General features: G+C 42.4%; 15 protein-coding genes and 1 tRNA gene. 11 read left to right on the top strand and 5 right to left on the bottom strand.

Going from position 1 to position 17,113, the window contains the following annotated elements:
• Positions 1–28 precede the first annotated feature (28 nt).
• Both ACE1OE_RS09515 and ACE1OE_RS09510 read left to right on the top strand, forming a co-directional pair.
• A tRNA-Leu gene (locus ACE1OE_RS09515) sits at positions 29–113 on the top strand.
• A 32-nt stretch (positions 114–145) separates the two neighbouring features.
• Positions 146–775: a DUF2913 family protein gene (locus tag ACE1OE_RS09510; RefSeq protein ID WP_449210854.1), complete on the top strand. Its 630-nt coding sequence runs from the start codon at positions 146–148 to the stop codon at positions 773–775.
• Positions 776–901: 126 nt separating this feature from the next.
• Here the strand turns inward: ACE1OE_RS09510 and ACE1OE_RS09505 are convergent, their stop codons facing one another.
• Entirely contained in the window at positions 902–1,486 is a 585-nt protein-coding gene (locus ACE1OE_RS09505) for a TetR/AcrR family transcriptional regulator (RefSeq protein WP_449210853.1), read from the bottom strand.
• Positions 1,487–1,824: 338 nt separating this feature from the next.
• Here ACE1OE_RS09505 and ACE1OE_RS09500 point away from each other — a divergent pair, with 338 nt between their 5' ends.
• Positions 1,825–2,484, top strand: coding sequence for a nitroreductase family protein (locus ACE1OE_RS09500; protein WP_372061015.1), 660 nt, complete (start codon positions 1,825–1,827; stop codon positions 2,482–2,484).
• Positions 2,485–2,635: 151 nt separating this feature from the next.
• On the opposite strand, the gene glgC is transcribed toward ACE1OE_RS09500, so the two are convergent.
• Positions 2,636–3,949: a glucose-1-phosphate adenylyltransferase gene (glgC, locus tag ACE1OE_RS09495; protein ID WP_449210852.1), complete on the bottom strand. Its 1,314-nt coding sequence runs from the start codon at positions 3,947–3,949 to the stop codon at positions 2,636–2,638.
• Between the two features lie 619 nt (positions 3,950–4,568).
• On the opposite strand from glgC, the gene ACE1OE_RS09490 reads away from it, so the two are divergent.
• Positions 4,569–5,453: a DnaJ C-terminal domain-containing protein gene (locus tag ACE1OE_RS09490; RefSeq protein WP_449210851.1), complete on the top strand. Its 885-nt coding sequence runs from the start codon at positions 4,569–4,571 to the stop codon at positions 5,451–5,453.
• 345 nt (positions 5,454–5,798) lie between these two features.
• Here ACE1OE_RS09490 and ACE1OE_RS09485 read toward each other — a convergent pair whose 3' ends face one another.
• Entirely contained in the window at positions 5,799–6,188 is a 390-nt protein-coding gene (locus tag ACE1OE_RS09485; RefSeq protein WP_449210850.1) for a hypothetical protein, read from the bottom strand.
• A gap of 560 nt (positions 6,189–6,748) precedes the next feature.
• Between ACE1OE_RS09485 and ACE1OE_RS09480 the strand changes: the two genes are divergently transcribed.
• From ACE1OE_RS09480 to ACE1OE_RS09455, 6 genes are all read left to right on the top strand, one after another.
• Positions 6,749–7,525 carry an alpha/beta fold hydrolase gene (locus ACE1OE_RS09480; protein ID WP_449210849.1) on the top strand — a complete coding sequence of 259 codons (777 nt, stop codon included), beginning with the start codon at positions 6,749–6,751 and terminating at the stop codon, positions 7,523–7,525.
• An 816-nt stretch (positions 7,526–8,341) separates the two neighbouring features.
• On the top strand, positions 8,342–8,545 hold the full coding sequence (locus tag ACE1OE_RS09475) for a pyrophosphatase (RefSeq protein WP_449210848.1): 204 nt from the start codon (positions 8,342–8,344) through the stop codon (positions 8,543–8,545).
• A gap of 1,086 nt (positions 8,546–9,631) precedes the next feature.
• A complete protein-coding gene (locus ACE1OE_RS09470) occupies positions 9,632–10,849 on the top strand; it encodes a CaiB/BaiF CoA transferase family protein (protein ID WP_449210847.1) in 1,218 nt (405 codons plus the stop codon).
• A 12-nt stretch (positions 10,850–10,861) separates the two neighbouring features.
• The gene (locus tag ACE1OE_RS09465) at positions 10,862–12,430 is read left to right on the top strand and encodes an AMP-binding protein (RefSeq protein WP_449210846.1); all 1,569 of its coding nucleotides are present in this window, start codon (positions 10,862–10,864) and stop codon (positions 12,428–12,430) included.
• Between the two features lie 43 nt (positions 12,431–12,473).
• A complete protein-coding gene (locus ACE1OE_RS09460; RefSeq protein WP_449210845.1) occupies positions 12,474–13,250 on the top strand; it encodes an enoyl-CoA hydratase-related protein in 777 nt (258 codons plus the stop codon).
• A gap of 724 nt (positions 13,251–13,974) precedes the next feature.
• Positions 13,975–15,189 (top strand): phosphoribosyltransferase family protein, encoded by a 1,215-nt coding sequence (locus tag ACE1OE_RS09455; protein ID WP_372061004.1) that lies wholly within the window; start codon positions 13,975–13,977, stop codon positions 15,187–15,189.
• A 238-nt stretch (positions 15,190–15,427) separates the two neighbouring features.
• Here ACE1OE_RS09455 and ACE1OE_RS09450 read toward each other — a convergent pair whose 3' ends face one another.
• Both ACE1OE_RS09450 and ACE1OE_RS09445 read right to left on the bottom strand, forming a co-directional pair.
• Positions 15,428–15,856: a MarR family winged helix-turn-helix transcriptional regulator gene (locus ACE1OE_RS09450; protein WP_449210844.1), complete on the bottom strand. Its 429-nt coding sequence runs from the start codon at positions 15,854–15,856 to the stop codon at positions 15,428–15,430.
• A gap of 3 nt (positions 15,857–15,859) precedes the next feature.
• Positions 15,860–16,495, bottom strand: a complete 636-nt coding sequence (locus ACE1OE_RS09445; protein WP_449210916.1) for a cytochrome b/b6 domain-containing protein — start codon at positions 16,493–16,495, stop codon at positions 15,860–15,862.
• 129 nt (positions 16,496–16,624) lie between these two features.
• On the opposite strand from ACE1OE_RS09445, the gene ACE1OE_RS09440 reads away from it, so the two are divergent.
• Complete coding sequence (locus tag ACE1OE_RS09440; RefSeq protein ID WP_449210843.1) at positions 16,625–17,104, top strand: c-type cytochrome; 480 nt, start codon at positions 16,625–16,627, stop codon at positions 17,102–17,104.
• Positions 17,105–17,113 lie beyond the last annotated feature (9 nt).

The raw sequence follows: 17,113 nt of genomic DNA, 5'->3' as shown, positions 1-17,113 counted from the left end.
AAATAGACTTAGGTTTGTATTCATTGATGCCGAGATGGTGAAATTGGTAGACACGCTAGCATGAGGTGCTAGTGCCTTATGGTGTGAGGGTTCGAGTCCCTCTCTCGGCACCATTCCCCCCTTCTATACAAGTACACAGACTACAATGCAGAACAACGGAATCAGTTCAAAGCAAATCAGTACGTCTAGCTCGGAATCAATTCAACTGTTGACCGAGGTGTCTCTTCACGCCCTTTTGCACCTAGAATTTAAGAAACTTGAAGCCAAAACAACACATTTCGATCGTGAAAAATGTAATGAACTCTTGGTGCGTTGGTTAAAGCCGAAGCTCAAAAGCAATAAGTACAAAGTCGTTCGAAAACAGCTGAAAACGATGAGCCTGCAGGCCAAAAAGTCACAAGTTGACCTTGAAGAGGTACTTTTGACAGGGATTGAGGCAAAACCTGATGCGATCCAACCACACCTGGACAGCTACCTATTATTGATTCGTGAAATTGAGAAAAAAATAGGGACGACGGCGCTTCTTTCAAGCCCAAGACAAGTTGATCTGACTCATGATGAAGATGGGTGTTTGTTGTGTGTATTATCTGACGATCTCAATGGGCATTTCGGGACCAAAAATCAGCTTGTGAGCAATATATCGATCCTGTTCCGAGGAACGGTTCGAGAAAAGCACCTTTTCCTTGGCGCGATTTATGCGAATGATGTTTTTGCTTACCAAATTCAATACGAAGATGAACATTTTGTCCGTATTGAACTTGAGTTAAATAAATAATTTAACTCAAACTGTTGGTTCAAACGACTTAGTCTTAGGGTACTTAGTTTTAAAATACATAGTTTAAAGTACACTGACTAAACAAAATGTTGGGCCAAATAAAGCGATAGGGCAGAAAAATTTAGGTTATATAAATAGGGCAAAAATATCATCAACCAATGCTTTGGTTTGCTGAGTATCGCATTGGTTGGCTCGAACATAGGTTCGAATACCCATAATCTGAATTTGCACATACTGGCCTATCCGCTGAGCGTCACGAGATGGGTCAACGTCACCACTGTCCTGTGCTGCCTTGATGACATTCGCAAACTCTTTCTCAATACGACGTAGTCCCTTTCTCGCGCTATCCAAAAGCTCTGAGTTCTCCTCCGTTAATTCTGCTACTGTTTTCGCGAGCATGCACATGTTGCTTGGTGTGGGTTGATCGGTGGGCACGACGATATCGCTAACGAATTGCTTCAAGCCTTGTAATGGTGATGCTGCATTCGCGACGGTCTGTGTTAATCGTTGAACACTTTGTTCCGCATAGTGATCTAGCGTGATCTGATACAAACTTTCTTTACTGCCGAATTCTGCGTAAATACTGCCTGGTCTCATATCGATAGCATCTTGTAGGGCTCTCATTGAGGTTGCATGGAACCCTTTCTCCCAGTACAGAAGCATCGCATTGTGAATGACTTCTTCACGTTGGAATTTAGCCGCTTTAGCCATCGTTATTTCTCGTAATTTGAACGTATGTTCAAATTTTAACGCGAAGGTATAGTGAAGTAAAGAAATGTGAGGCACTTGAAGAAAGGTGTCAAAATGAGTTCATCAAAATAGGTGAGTATGATTATATAGGTGAGTATGATTATGGTCATTTATTGCCATAATAACTGGACGTTTTGACCCTTTTTCTTTTTGACTAGAGCCTTTATTCTAGCGGCGTCAACATGGTTGATGGCAGGGTACAACGAGATTTACGATGCGTTCCGACACCAGTAATTTCCGTAAATAGGCCCCATTTATTATAGCAAATTATAGATTCTTAGAATCTTGGAGAAAGCAACGTGACTCATCAAATTATCAAAGATCTAAACAGCCGTTATACCGCGAAGAAATACGATGCAACAAAACGCATCGCGACGGAAGATATGGATGTGATCAAAGAAGCACTGCGCTTGTCTGCATCCTCTATCAACTCTCAACCATGGAAGTTCATTGTGATTGAAAGTGATGCAGCAAAACAACGCTTTCATGACTCTTTTGCCAATATGCATCAGTTCAATCAACCGCATGCAAAAGAAGCATCACACACGATCTTATTTGCACATAATCCAAATTTTAATAAAGATGACTATCGCAAAGTGGTCGATGTTGAAGTGACCTCTGGCCATTTGCCTGCCGACATGTATGAAACGATGTTAAATGGTGCCTTTGGTTTTGTTGATTTAAATACAGATGAGAATGGCTACAATGGACAGTGGACCAAAGCGCAAACCTATATTGCCTTAGGTAATACACTGCACGTTCTCGCGCGTCTAGGCATTGCATCAACACCAATGGAAGGGGTTGATGCAGAACTTCTTGGTGAGATCTTTAAAGATGAACTTAATGGTTATGTGTGTGACTTTGCCTTAGCTCTGGGTTATCACAAAGAAGGTGAAGACTATAACTACGGCTTGCCAAAATCGCGCTTGGCACAAGACGATATTATTGCCGTGTTATAACTTTCAGTCGTCGCTGATGATCGCTGAACAGCATGGCGATGTAGCGATGATTAAAGTTAAAAAAGGAGCCTTATAAAGGCTCCTTTTTTACGTGGAGATAAAGCTGGCGAAGACAACAAAGCGAGTCGATGCGCCAGTTAATCCTGAACGATTACGCAGAGGTTTTTTCCTTGCCTGCTACAGGTATGACAACCTGTTCAACGAGCTTGTCAATCATCTCATTAGTGACCAATACAATCCCTTCTTCTGTGACAGTAAAGCGCGCCTTATCGTGTTCGACGTCAAAACCAATCGTCATTCCATCTGGGATTTGGCAGCCTTCGCACACAATAACTTTACGTAACTTACAATCCATGCCTACCGTGGCACTTGGTAGTAGAATACAGTCAGTCACTTCTGAACGGTCTTCGACACGTACGTCTGAAGAGATAAGGCTATGAGTCACCTCAGCGCCTGAAATGATGGCGCCAGCACTTAGTACTGAATCTACAGCGAATCCACGACGGTCTGATTCATTGAACAAGAACTTCACGCCCGGTCGCTGTACTTGAGATGTCATGATTGGCCAGCTCTTATCGTAGAGATCCAGCTCAGGCGTTGGAGCAAGCAGATCCATCGTCGCGGCATAGTACTCTTCAACTTGGCCAACATCGCGCCAGTATCCGTTGGCACCAGGGTGTCCATTTTCAGTAAAAACGTAGCCTTTCAGCTTACTGCGTCCAATGAGGCTTGGAATAATATTGTGACCAAAATCATGCTTGTAGTTTGGATCATTAAGCGCTTGTTTTAGCTCATTATCCAGTACATCTAGGTTGAAAATATAGATGCCCATTGAAATCAGCGCTTTGTCTGGTTCGTTTGGCATACACGTTGGGTTTTTTGGTTTTTCAACAAAGTTGATGATGTCACCCTCTTCATTGAGGCCCATCACACCAAACTCAGATGCTTGTTCAATTGGTTTTTGGATACAGGCTACCGTGACATCGGCGCCGCTTTCTACATGGAAGTTTACCATGCGAGAATAGTCCATTTTATAGATATGATCGCCACCTAGAATCAGAATACGTTCTGTCTGGTCATAACGCTTCATTAGATCTAAATTTTGGTAAATCGCATCCGCTGTACCACGATACCAATCTTCACCTACTCGCTGTTGTGCAGGAATAATGTGAACACCTTCATTCAGCGCTGAATAGGTGGACTGCCACCCCGTCTGAATATGGGTAATGAGGTCTTGCGCCATATATTGCGTCAAAACACCCACTTTACGAATACCAGAGTTGATACAGTTGGACAGTGCGAAATCAATGATTTTGAACTTGCCACCAAACGAAACCGCTGGTTTTGCTACCGTAGACGTGAGTTCTTTAAGCCGAGTTCCTTTTCCTCCTGCGAGGATCATAGCCGTTGTGTTACGTAGTCGAGCATTGCTCGAAATATGTGAATATTGGTTTCCCTTTGGCATTGTATTACTCCATTTACTTACAAGCACAAAGACGTGAGGGGGGAGAATAAAAACGCGCTTTCTTCTAGGTGAGAAAGTCTTGTTTAAATGTGTGCACCCAAAAACGTCAAAAAATAACCCTTCTATAAGAACAGAGAAGTGTTATGCGATCCATGTCATATTTGTAAAAGACCTTACCAACCGTACGATTTTAGCGATAGATCACAATTATAAAAGTACGCTTTAGACTAAATTGTGTAATTTTGTTCCAAAACTGGTTGGCCCAGTTACAATTGTGTTTCTATCAATGTGAACCGTATATCGATAGCATTACGTTTTCATTACATAGTGACGTTTGACCGCTCACAAATAACTCGAATTTTTGTGTGATTGGATGATGGTTGAGCAACTGACTGTAGGGTGAGTAATTATTAGACAAAAATGAATGGAAAGAGATGGCTTAGCAAAAATAGGCGGAACGCTGGCTAGGTCTGGCTTCGGTAACATGAATAAACCCCAGTTTCGCACGAATAAATAGTTGAGTTATCCGTAATAATACATAAACTTGTCGGTATTCAGGGCGTCAGAAATAATGAGCACGCCCATTTGCGTTTATGTCGATGAGTAATGAGGTTTTAGCATGTCTAAAAAAGATTATTACAGCGTGCTAGGTGTCTCAAAAGGTGCGTCAGAACAAGAAATAAAAAAAGCTTATAAGCGGCTTGCGATGAAATATCATCCCGATAAAAACCCGGGCGATGCGACGGCAGAGGCGAGCTTTAAAGAAGTAAAAGAAGCGTACGAAATTCTGACTGACAAAGATAAGCGTCGCCAATACGATCAGTTTGGTCATGCGGCCTTTGAAAATGGCGGTCAGGGTGGTCGCGGCGGACATCACGGCGGGTTTGAAGACATCTTTGGACAACGTGGTGGCTTTGGCGGCGGCGGTGGTTTCGGTGGGTTTGAAGATATGTTTTCACAAGGCCGCGGGCGTCAACCCCGTCCTAGACGTGGACAAGATAATGAATTCACTCTTACCGTTGACTTTGTTGATGCCGTTCAAGGTGCCGATAAAGTAGTGGATTTACCGATTAATGGTGAACATAAAAAAATCAACGTTAAGATCCCAGCGGGCATTAAAGACGGTGAAAAAATTCGTTTTTCAGGGAAAGGTGGAGCGGGCTCTCACGGAGCACCTGCTGGTGACCTATTGCTTATTATTGCCACACGACCACATGCTTTCCTAGAACGTGAGGGCAATGACCTAATCTGCAATTCACCAGTGGATATGATTACAGCGGCCTTGGGTGGAGAAATTGAAGTCAATGTCCTGGATAGTCGCTTTAAACTGAGAATTCCAGCCGGCACTCAGCACGGTCGTAAATTCAAAATGACGGGCAAAGGTGTGACAAGTCGTAAAGGTGAAACGGGCGACTTATTGATTCGAATTCAAATAAAGATCCCGACAGGTCTTAGCGATCAACAGCGCTCATTGTTAGAGCAGTTTAAAGAAACAATGCAGTAGTAAAATTCAATAAGAATTTGAATTTCAAATCGTTGTTCATTTATTGCTGAAAACAGCCGCCTTGTGCGGCTGCTTTTTTATCTACGCAGTTCGGCGTTTACTGTGAACTAGCGCTATGCTTAAAGATTGTCATTTAATCGATGAGCTAGAAGGAGGCAGCAATGGTTATGGTATTTAAAGCGCTAATAATAGGGCTGCTGTTTGGGCTTGTCGCAAAAGAAGTGCTTGCGCAGCCACTTCTTTTCACGTGTTGATGCGAGAGTCGCATTTTGTTGTGGTCAATTAACGCCATCAAGACCAAGCTGATGTCAGCCCCTGTCCTTTGTGAATAACGCCGTGCTGGTATCACTGTTTACTTGAGTCAAAAGGATGCTCATCTAACCCGTCGCTTATCCCGTCCTCATCATTGTCGTTGTAAATCCCGTCTACAGGGCTCTCTCCCCAAACGTCAATAGGGCGATTGATTGCGTATCGGTAATTTTGACCGCTTAAGATTCTCTTCCGAGGTGTCAAAAAACGCGACGTTTTGACCTCCAAGATCATAATCTTCAGCTTCGATAATAGTTGGTAGAGTATGGATAGGGAGTGCATATCGTACGGGTATACATTGAGTGTATCAACAACCCCATCGTTGTTAGAATATAACTCATTCACTTTACTTTCAAGTGTGGTCATCGCGGTTATTTGAGTGATGACACTACACAGGACTAGCGTTCGCCATTTGGGTTTTGTCATGGACATCACAGTAGTTATCTCGATTAATTCAGTCGGTTTTGCGCGCGTTTATTCAGCGTATGCTCTTAACGGTTTCATATTCACTAGGCAACGAAAAATGGCATTAATAGAGTGCACTTTGGCCAAAGGTAGTGGTTTTAACCTTATGTAAACTCAATGCACATTGAATGTGTGAATGATTGTGGTGGTAGAGGGAAGTTATTTGTCTTGTGCTTAAATCTTGTATGGAGTGAGTGGTTATCAATGGATGGGTAACTAACGGCTTATATTTTATGTGTGCACAATTTTTGCTTAGATAAAGAGATGGTGTTGTTGCTAAATAATTAGTGGATACATGACGATAACCTCTGTTATTGATTGATGAGAGCACAGCAAACACAATATGGCTTACCCGCATAAGTTTTACAGGTAACTCATTGAATTTAATGGAACAATAATCAACAGACAAACACTTTTACTCAGTTTGGCATTTTGTGTCATTTTGGTATCAAGATCGCAGCTAGTTTATCTAGTCGTGGTTCTACCAGTTTGATATGCTGTTGTTGAATTGGAGGGGTTGTATGAAGTGGAAAGTCGTCGTCGCGATAAGCGCCGCATTCACCTTGTTTGGGTGCAGTAAACCAAATGTTGAGCCAACAAAAAGTGAGTTATCTAATCATCAAAGCCAGCAAGTTGTCATTGTGCATGGCTTAGGTCGCAGTGCTTGGTCGATGCAATCGATGTCTAAACTTGTCTCTGAGCAAGGCTATCAAGTATGCGTTGTCGATTACCCCACAATTCGTCAACCCATTACAACAACGTTGCAGGAAAGCTCAACGGCCATTTCAGATTGCATCACCCAATTTGAGCACGCTGATTTTGTTCACACCAATCAATCCAAAACGCATTTTGTTGGCCATTCATTGGGCGGTTTAATGATTCGGTCTTATCTCGCTAATCACCCAGATTTTGTCGCCTCTAAAGAGATGGGGGAGGTGGTGTTTTTAGGTACACCCAACCATGGTAGCGATGTGGCGGATTTCTTTGAAAACAACGGTATCCTTTCATTGCTAGGTGGCACAGCCACATCTTTAACGACGGATTCAGACAGTTTCCCAAATACGCTTCCCACCCCTAATTATGACTTTGGTGTCATTGCTGGCACGCGGAGTTATCCGGTGTTTAGCGGGATGTTTAACAACACAAACGATGGCTTGGTCTCAGTTGAATCGACCAAATTAGAAGGGATGAAAGATTTCGCTGAGGTCAATATTAAGCATGACAAACTTAGACGTGATCCGTATGTGACCCGGCTGATTTTGAGTTTTATCGCGACAGGAACATTTGACGCTTCGTAGTGGGGTGTTTGGTAGAACTCTTGCTTCGAAGGGGGCTTTACTGCAATACAGTCAACGTGAAAAAATTGCATGACGTTGGAGTGAGTTGAAGATAATTCACTGTTATTTCACAATGAAATTGATATAACTGATGTACCCCAAGGAAGAGGGAGTACGACATGGAGTTATTGATAAAACTGGAATACATTGCCTTGCAAATCTGGGCGATATTTTTGATAAAAGCACTACTGTTTGGTTAGTGTGAAATAAGTAGCGTTTGAATACCTATTTTTAGGTTTGAGTCTAATACGGCGCTACCTATCTCCCCCCTCGGCTGTATGCATTTATAAATGCCATTCGCAGTTTAGGCTGCATCTCGTTTTTTAGACCACGACCTCTTAGTTAATCGCTCTGTAAGCTATCCCAATTAGGCCGTCATCCTAGTGCAGACGAGGCTTTCCCAACGCGTGTGACTCACTTAAATAGAAATGAATGACACCCGAATAAGTTCATAACGCGCTGACGAAGATCCCCTTTTTCAAGGGGGTGACGGTTAGTTTTTATTTGTGGAGGCAGTCACATGCCGGAATTTATTTTGCGCTGATGAAAACGAACAGGCACGTTTGTGGACAGAAATGAGTTTCGGAGAACCAAGTATTAGCAAATCACGAATTAGCATAAGTATGGAAAGTCACTAAGCTCACTGTCCAGTATTGATGGTGCACATCACTGTCTTGCTTTCACACAAATCTGACATAGATGAATGCCATAAACTATCGATATAAACATCAATATATTGTATTATTACATCCGTATTTATACTTATTAGGATTTTCTATGTTGATTCACGAATTTTCGAATAAGGACGTTACCGCTGAGCATGTAATTTTAGCTCAAGCAATACTAGCAGGGACTGCTCAAGGTGATAAAAGTAAAGCACAGCGCTTTATGACTTTTGTAAATGAGATTCCCGATGCGCCGACTGTGCAAAGCCTGATTCCACGCTTTAGTCAATTTATGAAGCGCTTTAAAGCCAGCTGACATTCAGAATACGTTACACAGGGATGTGTAATTAAGATCACCAATTCCCCCCTAACCACTACCTACTTTTAAACTCTATCTGACCCTATGCTCGCTCTATATCTAACCATTGTTGTCGGAGGACAATCGAGTTTGATCAATTTTAAAAACGTTCCTGGACATAAATGAGTCAGTGATATTGCTAGTCTGGAAAGTTATGAATTAGCCAATATAATGAAAAATAACTTCTGACTAAGGAGTGAACACCAATATTACCACCTGAGCTAGAATGGAAAATACCAAACCTTAATAATCATTCTAAAACACTGGTTAACTGTGCTTCAAATAGGTCGTCCATTTCTTTGAATGATGTGAAGCTGAGAGATTTTGCTGTAGTACCTTGATTAGAAAAATAAAATCCCTACAAACAATACCATTAATTCTTTCTGGGTAGCCCGTGATATATCTCATTGCGCACCTAATGTCTCCAATTCCACTATGCTAGATATATTGTGATACTTTCTTCTAAGTTTGTATTCAATAAGATGTATCGATAATTATCCATTACTTTTCAATGGGTTGCTTTTAATTCTTGAGGTTTATTAATATAAGTCATTGATTATAAGGTAATTGGTTTTTACTTTATACAATGATAATAGACTAGCCTATTTATTCTCATCTTTTAGTGGTTTTTGATGTTTACTTTATTTCTAGTTGGTCAGTGTCAGGAGTGATGAATTCAACCATGTTGCAGGGTGGTTTTTTGTGACAAGATCTAGCTGTGAGGCTGCTGTTATTCTTGGTTGTCGCCAATTACATCGTCACTTATTTTTCTTGTTATATTTACTGAAGTAACCAGTCTCGCTCATTTTACCCATTAATAAATTTTAACGTGGAATGTGGAATATAAATATAGTAATGCTAAAAGTCGGTAGGAAGCATTGTAGGGTTTAGTCCTCCCTAAACGATTGGGTAAGTTTAAATTATTACGTTAATTTTGTGCTCAAGCGTATTTCCTCAGAGCCCTTATTTTGTAACTAAGTTTGCTTTGCTAGATATACGAAAAATAACTTCTTTATCTACTCTATATAATTAAGGCGGTAACACATGGCAGGAATTTTAGATGGCATTCGAATAATCGAAATAGCTTCAATGGCAGCAGCTCCTTCAGCAACAGTAATGCTTGCCGATCATGGCGCTGAAGTGATCAAAATTGATCCACTAGAAGGAGACCCATGGCGCAACGGACACCTGACTCCGGGCATGCCTAAAAGCAATATTCCTTGGACAACTTATATCCAAAATCGCAGTAAAAAATCTGTTGCTTTAGATCTGAAAAAATCAGAAGCACAAGATGCTCTTCATAAGTTGATTGCTACGGCGGATGTTGTTCTCACTAACTCTCCTCGTAAAGTACAAGAAAAACTTAGACATACTTATGAAGATATCAAGGCTATTAACCCCAACGCCGTTTATGCATGGGTAAATGGTTTTGGTTTAGAGGGGTCAGACACTGATGCTCCAGGGTTTGATATGACGGCTTGGTATGCGCGAACCGGTGCTATGGATGAATTTCGCCCTTATACGGGTGGTCCAGTTCCTTTACCTATCGGTTTTGGTGACCTTAATACTGCTACAACATTATTTAGTGCTGTGATGACGGGTCTATTCCACCGTGAACGTACAGGGAAAGGCTCAATGGTGTCCACATCTTTGATGGGGGCGGGCTTGTGGGCCAATTCAAGCCTATTACAAGCTGCCCTTGCAGGGACCTCTGCTTTCCCTAAGTTTGAGCGTGAAGAGTGGCCAAACCCAGTCACTGGTGGGGTATATAAAACCTTAGATAACCGTTACATCATCATTGTTGAGTTAAATCCGAACAATATAGGCAACCTGTTTTCAGCATTTAATGCCGACGAACTTAAACACGATGAGCGTTTTTCTACTCCGAAGTTAATTAGCCAGAATCATCAAGCGTTGTTTGCTGAAATGGACGGGATTGTTGGTAAGCATAATCTCGCAGAAGTGAAAGAGCGATTAAGCAAGTTCGGCGTTAACTACAGTGCAGTTCAGACAACGCAAGAATGTATTCATGATGAGCATATGATCGCTAATGGTTGTTTTCCTGATGTTGAAGGTACTGATGGGATGCGAACGATTGATAGCCCAATTCATATTCAAGCCGATGGTGTAAGTAAGGTTAAACCGAGAACGCCTCCAGGTGTTGGCGAGCATACTATTACTGAACTTGAGTCTCTTGGTTACAGTAAACAACAAATCGCAGCACTTTCAGAATCAGGTGTTATTGGTTTACCAAGAAAATAAGAGAACTCGATATTGGCTAATTTATCTAACATAGAACAAGTATCTAAAGGCAATCAATTTCAGAATATGAGTGTTGTTTGGTTACTTGACCAATGGGTGGAACGTCAACCGGATAAGGATTTCATTGTCTGGGCTCCGTTTGAAGGAGAACCATGTTCTTGGACGTACCAACAACTTGCTGATGACGCTAAGCGCTTTGCTTCAGGATTGGTTGAACGAGGCATTCAAGACGGTGATTTTGTACTGATCCACCTTGATAATAGCCCTGAGTTTCTTATTGCTTGGTTTGGGTGTGCTTATATTGGCGCAATTCCTGTTACCACCAACACTCGGTCAACGAGCGACAACATGAAACACTTCTGTGAAGTGATGCAACCTGTTGTCGCTATTACTCAGCCTTCTTTACATAGCGTTGTCTCGAAGGCGTGTAAAAGTGGTACCCAACTCATAGTGGCGGGTGCTGAAGCATTACCAAGTAATGCTGAGCACTTTGCTTCTATTTATAGTGATTCTTTACTCACTGTATTACCTGCTGATCATCAACGTGATTTTGCAGTGCAATTTACGTCAGGTACGACATCGCGCCCAAAGCCCACATTATGGACAAACGCAAATGCGATGTGGGGAGGAAAGTCTATGGCATTCAATATGCGCTTGAATCAAGGCGATATTACTTTGCTGTACTTACCTTTGTTTCATGCAAATGCACAGATTACCTTGCTGAGTACTCTTTGGACTGGTGGCACTGTCGTCATACAACCAAAATTCTCTGCCTCGCGATTTTGGGATGCTTGCGTTAATCACAGCATTACTTGGGTGTCGATGATTCCGTTTGCGTTCAAGGCTTTGTCTGGACGACCGGTACCTGAGCATCAAGTTCGTTTTATGGTCGGTTTAGAGCGCTTGCCTGAGATTGAACAAGAATTTGGCACTAAAACCATGGCGTTGTGGGGTATGACGGAGACGATGTCCGCTTGTATCGTTTCGGATCCAGACCATCCTGGGCCTCCTGGCAATATTGGTCGACCATCACCATTTTACGGAGTTGAGGTTCGTAAGGATGATGGTGGCCTAGCAAGGCCAGGGGAAGAGGGGCGACTATATATCTATGGTGAAAGAGGCGTCACGCTCTTTAAAGAATATTACCGCCACCCGAAACAAACGCTGTCGTTGTTTAATGAGCGTGGTGCGTTGGATACAGGGGACCGCATCCATATCGATGACGCAGGTTGGATGTTTTACGTATCTCGCACGACCGACATGTTACGAATTGGCAGTGAAAATGTGGCGGCACTAGAAATTGAAACCGCGATAAGTGAGACCGGTTTAATTATGGAGTGCGCGGTTATAGGCCAACAACACGACATGCTAGGTGAAGTACCGGTTGCTTTTATATCGCTTAATAAAGCGGGAAAACAGCATGAGCCTAATGAGGTGTTTGCTTTAATTACTCAATATTGCAAAGAGAAAATTGCCGATTTTAAAGTTCCCGTAGCAATACACATAATCGACCATTTTCCGCGTTCAACCTTGGATAGGATATCCAAAAAACAGCTACGAGAACGACTAATATCTTCATGAAATTTATGAACCCTAACCTTTAAAAAATTTGGAGTACTATAATATGTCTCAATATAAATACGTTAAAACAGAACAAATTGGCCAAGTTGGACTCGTCACTATTAATAGACCTGAGGCGTTTAATGCCCTAAATTATCAAGTGACAATAGATATTGTAAATGCACTTAAAGCTTTTGATAGCAATAATGATATTGGGTGTATGGTTTTGACTGGAGGCGACAAAGCATTTTGCGCAGGTGCCGATTTAAAATGGATCGCATCACAAGACTTTGAGAGTGCATTTACTACAGACTTAGCATCTGAAATTGACCAAGTGGCTCAACTACGTAAACCTGTTATTGCTGCTGTTCGTGGTGTGGCTTTTGGCGGTGGAACTGAAATTTCTCTAATGTGTGACATGGTTGTTGCTGACCCTACGGCTAAATTTAGCTTACCTGAAGTTACATTAGGTGTCATTCCTGGGGCGGGAGGCCCTGCTCGTCTTACGCGTGCAATAGGTAAGGCTAAAGCGATGGAATATATCCTGACCGGTAAAGTGTTTGATGCACAAGAAGCAGAACATATGGGAGTCATAACTAAAATTGTGGAAGAAGGGAAGCACATCGAAGAAGCAATAGCACTTGCGACATTGATTTGCAATAACCCGAGAATGGCAGTGTTGGCTGGCAAAGAATCCGTTAACCAACAAGCCGAAACGCCGTTACAACCGGGTCTAAAGTTAGAGCGTCGATTATTTCATGCCCTATTTGGTTCACAGGACCAGCGTGAAGGTATGACAGCATTTGCTGAGAAACGTAAACCTAATTACAAAAAGTATTAATGTATTTAATTAAATAACAGTGTAAATGCTATTATATAGGTTAACTTTGAAGCGCTTAGTAATAGTGTGGTTAGACAATCTCTTCTTTTTATATAGTTTATAGCTAGTGTCGATATAGCCTTAATTTGTGTTTAGTTTTTACTATTAAAAGGCTATCTCTGAGGTAGGTGCTGTTAGGGCAATCATTACCGCTTGAACATGAATATATATTTGGAGGGAAGAAAGAGGACTGAACGTAGAAACGTTCGGTCCTTTATTTTACCTATAGGAATGAAGTGACCAAGACTTTCTTAATTCGCACCAGTAGTTTTGGACACTGAGTTAATAGTTTTGGACACTGACTTAATAGAGTTGGACTGCCCAGACTCTAGTCTTACTGGAGCGAATCACATTACGGATTATTGATTGATATTAGCCCATGTGTTTAGTGAAAAATATGAACTCTAAGTAGGAAAGGGGTACAACTAAGCGCCAGAGCAAAAACGGTGAGATCTTGTTTAACCAAGTGCCGCTTAGCTTAGTTGATAAGTGAACTCATTTTGCCTGCCTTCGAGAAGACGAAAAAGACACACCGAAAGTCATTAGACTCTCTCAAAGGGATAGCCTAGCCGCGATATCATAAGCCTTGACCACAAACCTGGAATTCCCTCTGCCGTTTTGCTCGCTTTACCGCTAGAATACCCCCATCACAACCCACTCATTTTCCGAATTAATAAGGAATGCCATGAGCAGCCAAAACACACTATCTAGCGATATAGTGATTGTTAGTAACTCTTCCGATAACCCATTTGCCATCGATGTCGCCTATGCGATGGGACAACATGAAGACATTTCAGATGTCATCAGTATGAAGCACTTCATGAACACCGAATTTTGCCCGCGCTTTATTTCCGATGAAGACGACACAGACAATATCGGCAACAGTTTGGAAGGTAAGACTGTCGTGATCGTCAGCACCGGCAACCTGGTTACCAGTCGCCAAGAGTTGGCGATGCATAACTTTATTATTGCCCGTGCTGCCAAAGAAAATGGTGCCAGTCGTGTGGTGTTGGTGGAGCCTGATCTGTTCTTCTCTGCTCAAGATCGTGGTGCACGCCCTGAGCTTGGCGATACAGGTGGTGAGCGTTCCGTTTCAGACATTAAGAAGTTTGATGGTCAGCCGTTTACCGCGCAACTGTATGCGCAGTTACTAAAGCTGTCTGGCGTTGATGATGTGGTCACGGTACATAACCACTCTGATTCGGTGCAGAAGATGTTTGGCGATGTGTTTGGCGGCCGTTTCTATAACCTCATTCCTTATCAGATTTACGCCCATTATCTACTTAACTCTAACATGTTGAACTATGGTCCAGACGGTGAAGGCTTGGTACTTTGTGCACCAGACAAAGGGGCGCGCGACTTTGTTAAAGAGATGTACAACAGAATTGGTTTGAGTAAAGCTAAATTTATCATGTTGGATAAAGAGCGTACTGCTGAGCGCAAAGTGGAAATCACACTGCATAAAGAAAGTGAAGATACTTTCGAGGGGCTGGAAAAATCGAGCATCGTACTGTTTGACGACATGGTACGTACGGGTTCAACGGTGGTGAAATCGTGTCAGTTCCTACAGCAGCTTAAACCTGAGAATATGGTGTTTACGGTTTCACACTTCTACGCCAGTACTGAAGGGCGTGAGCGCATGTCTCACCCTGCATTGGGTGAAATTCTAACGCTGAATACTATGCCAACCATTCTTAACCGTGATGAACAAGGCCGCTTACGCAAGAAAATGGTGGTGCTGAAGATTGAGAAGTATTTGGCGCAGGAGCTTAGCAAGATCTTAGCGATCCCACAGCGCTTAGAAGAAGAGAACCCATATAAGATCGATATGTCTTCTAAGAACCCGCGCTTTCAGCGCAAGATTTGGTTCTCTGATCAGCTATCTGAGCTTAAAGGCTAACTGACGCGCCATATTGTCGTAGTGTATCGACGCACATGGCCCAGTGATCGGTGAGTCAGTGAAAAACGGCAAGTACTGTAGTTAGTGAGAAGCTTTACTATCTTTTCGTAGATGTGCTGTTTTTGAAGCGTTGTTATTTTCTTACGTCTAAGGTGTATGAAAACAGAGCTACTTATTCGTAATGACCTCCCATAATATGGGAGGTCATGTCAGTATGATCTTCTCAATCATTGAGCAGCTAGACCTGAGCGACCATTTTTTGTAGTAATCCAATCATGGTTTTTTGCTCATCAGGATTGAGCGCTGAAAGGATTTGTTGATTCACTTCTACAGGCAAGTGAATCACTTCATTTTTAAGTGCCTGACCTTCAGCCGTCAGAAAAATCCGAAATGAGCGGCGACTTTCAGGGTCGGCCTGACGCTCTACTAACCCAAGTGCCACCAGTTTATCGAGCGTTCTTGTTGTGGTAGAACTTTCTACTTTCGACATTTGGGCAATTTCTCGCTGTGTGATGCCTTCTTTCTCCCATAAGCACATCAACGTTGGCCAAAGTGCTAGGGTTAGTCCTTTCTCTTTCAGGCGCTTATCAAATTCTTTCGACGCATGATTAGCCACGACATTTAGCAACCAACCAAAGCTCGTTTTTCGTTCAAAGTCTTGTTCCATGTTCTACACCATTGAAATAGCAACTATTGCGATAGTAACTGATGTTGCTGCCATTAGCACGACTATTGCTCGTCGATGACTGGCGATCACAGGTTGATCAACTGGCGTGTCCCTTGAAACCCTCTGGTAACCAGACAGCATGGCCCACAAAAGAGGCTTAGATTTAAATTTATAAACGATGACGGCGCCAACATGCAACATGATTAACAGCGGTAACCCGTCCGCGAGTAGCACATGAAGCTGCTCTGCCATTCCATACATAACATCTGGAAACTCGATACCAATGAGGCTTAAACCATCAAACATTCCAGCAAGAAGCATCCCAGTCAAGCACTGTAGAAGTAGGCTAGTGAGTAGTGTGATCACCATCCAGCCTCCTAGTGGGTTATGACCTAATTTCAGTTGCTGAATGCCTCTGATGTAAGCCCATACTCTTTTAGGGGAAGCAACAAATTGCTGAAAAATGCTGGTTTCGCTGCCGACAATGCCCCAGATAAAACGCCAGGTAAGTAAAGTAAAAAGTGCAAGACCTAACTGGGTATGCGGGCCGTTCCCTGTTACACCCGTTACCATTAGTGCTGTAAACACTATCGCTTGAGCCCAGTGATAGACGCGTGTGCCCAGATCCCATATCGCTATTTTCTTCATTTTTATGACCTCATCTTGGAAAAGTTTATTTAATTTACACAACAACTGTTGCGTGCGCAACAGTTGTTGTGTAAATTATGAATCAGGCAATCAAGCAGACAAAAAAGAAAAGGGCATGACATGACTATTTTGAAAGGTTTGAACACAAGAGAAGTAACGAAAAACGTCGTTCTATCATGGACGCGAGTACTGATTGGCGGCGCTTTAATGTTGAGTAGTACCACGACATTGGCAAATGCAGTTGAACAGCGACAACAAGCATTTTCAGATATTGAATCGAATACGAAATCCGTATCAAGATTGCTCGATCAAGACCATATCGCTTGGGACGAAGTGCAACTGATGAGTGAAAAACTGCAGCTGGACAGCAATATTGTTTCGACTGCGTTTGTAAATGAGGCGCAAAAGGGAGGCAAAGCCAAGTCGGACATTTGGGAAAGCCCTGAGAAATTTGATCGCTTAATGCTGGAAATGACCGACAGCTACGCCTCGTTGAAGGAGGCGGTCAGAGACCAAAATGAAAAACAGGCAAAGCAGGCGATTAAATCGGCAGAGTCCACATGCCGCAGTTGTCATCGTTCATACCGTTCAAGGTGGTGATATCCGTAA

The sequence above is a fragment of the Vibrio sp. E150_011 genome (assembly GCF_053544015.1).
Note: the sequence above shows the minus strand (reverse complement) of the source record. Positions and strands in the feature narration are given on the sequence as shown.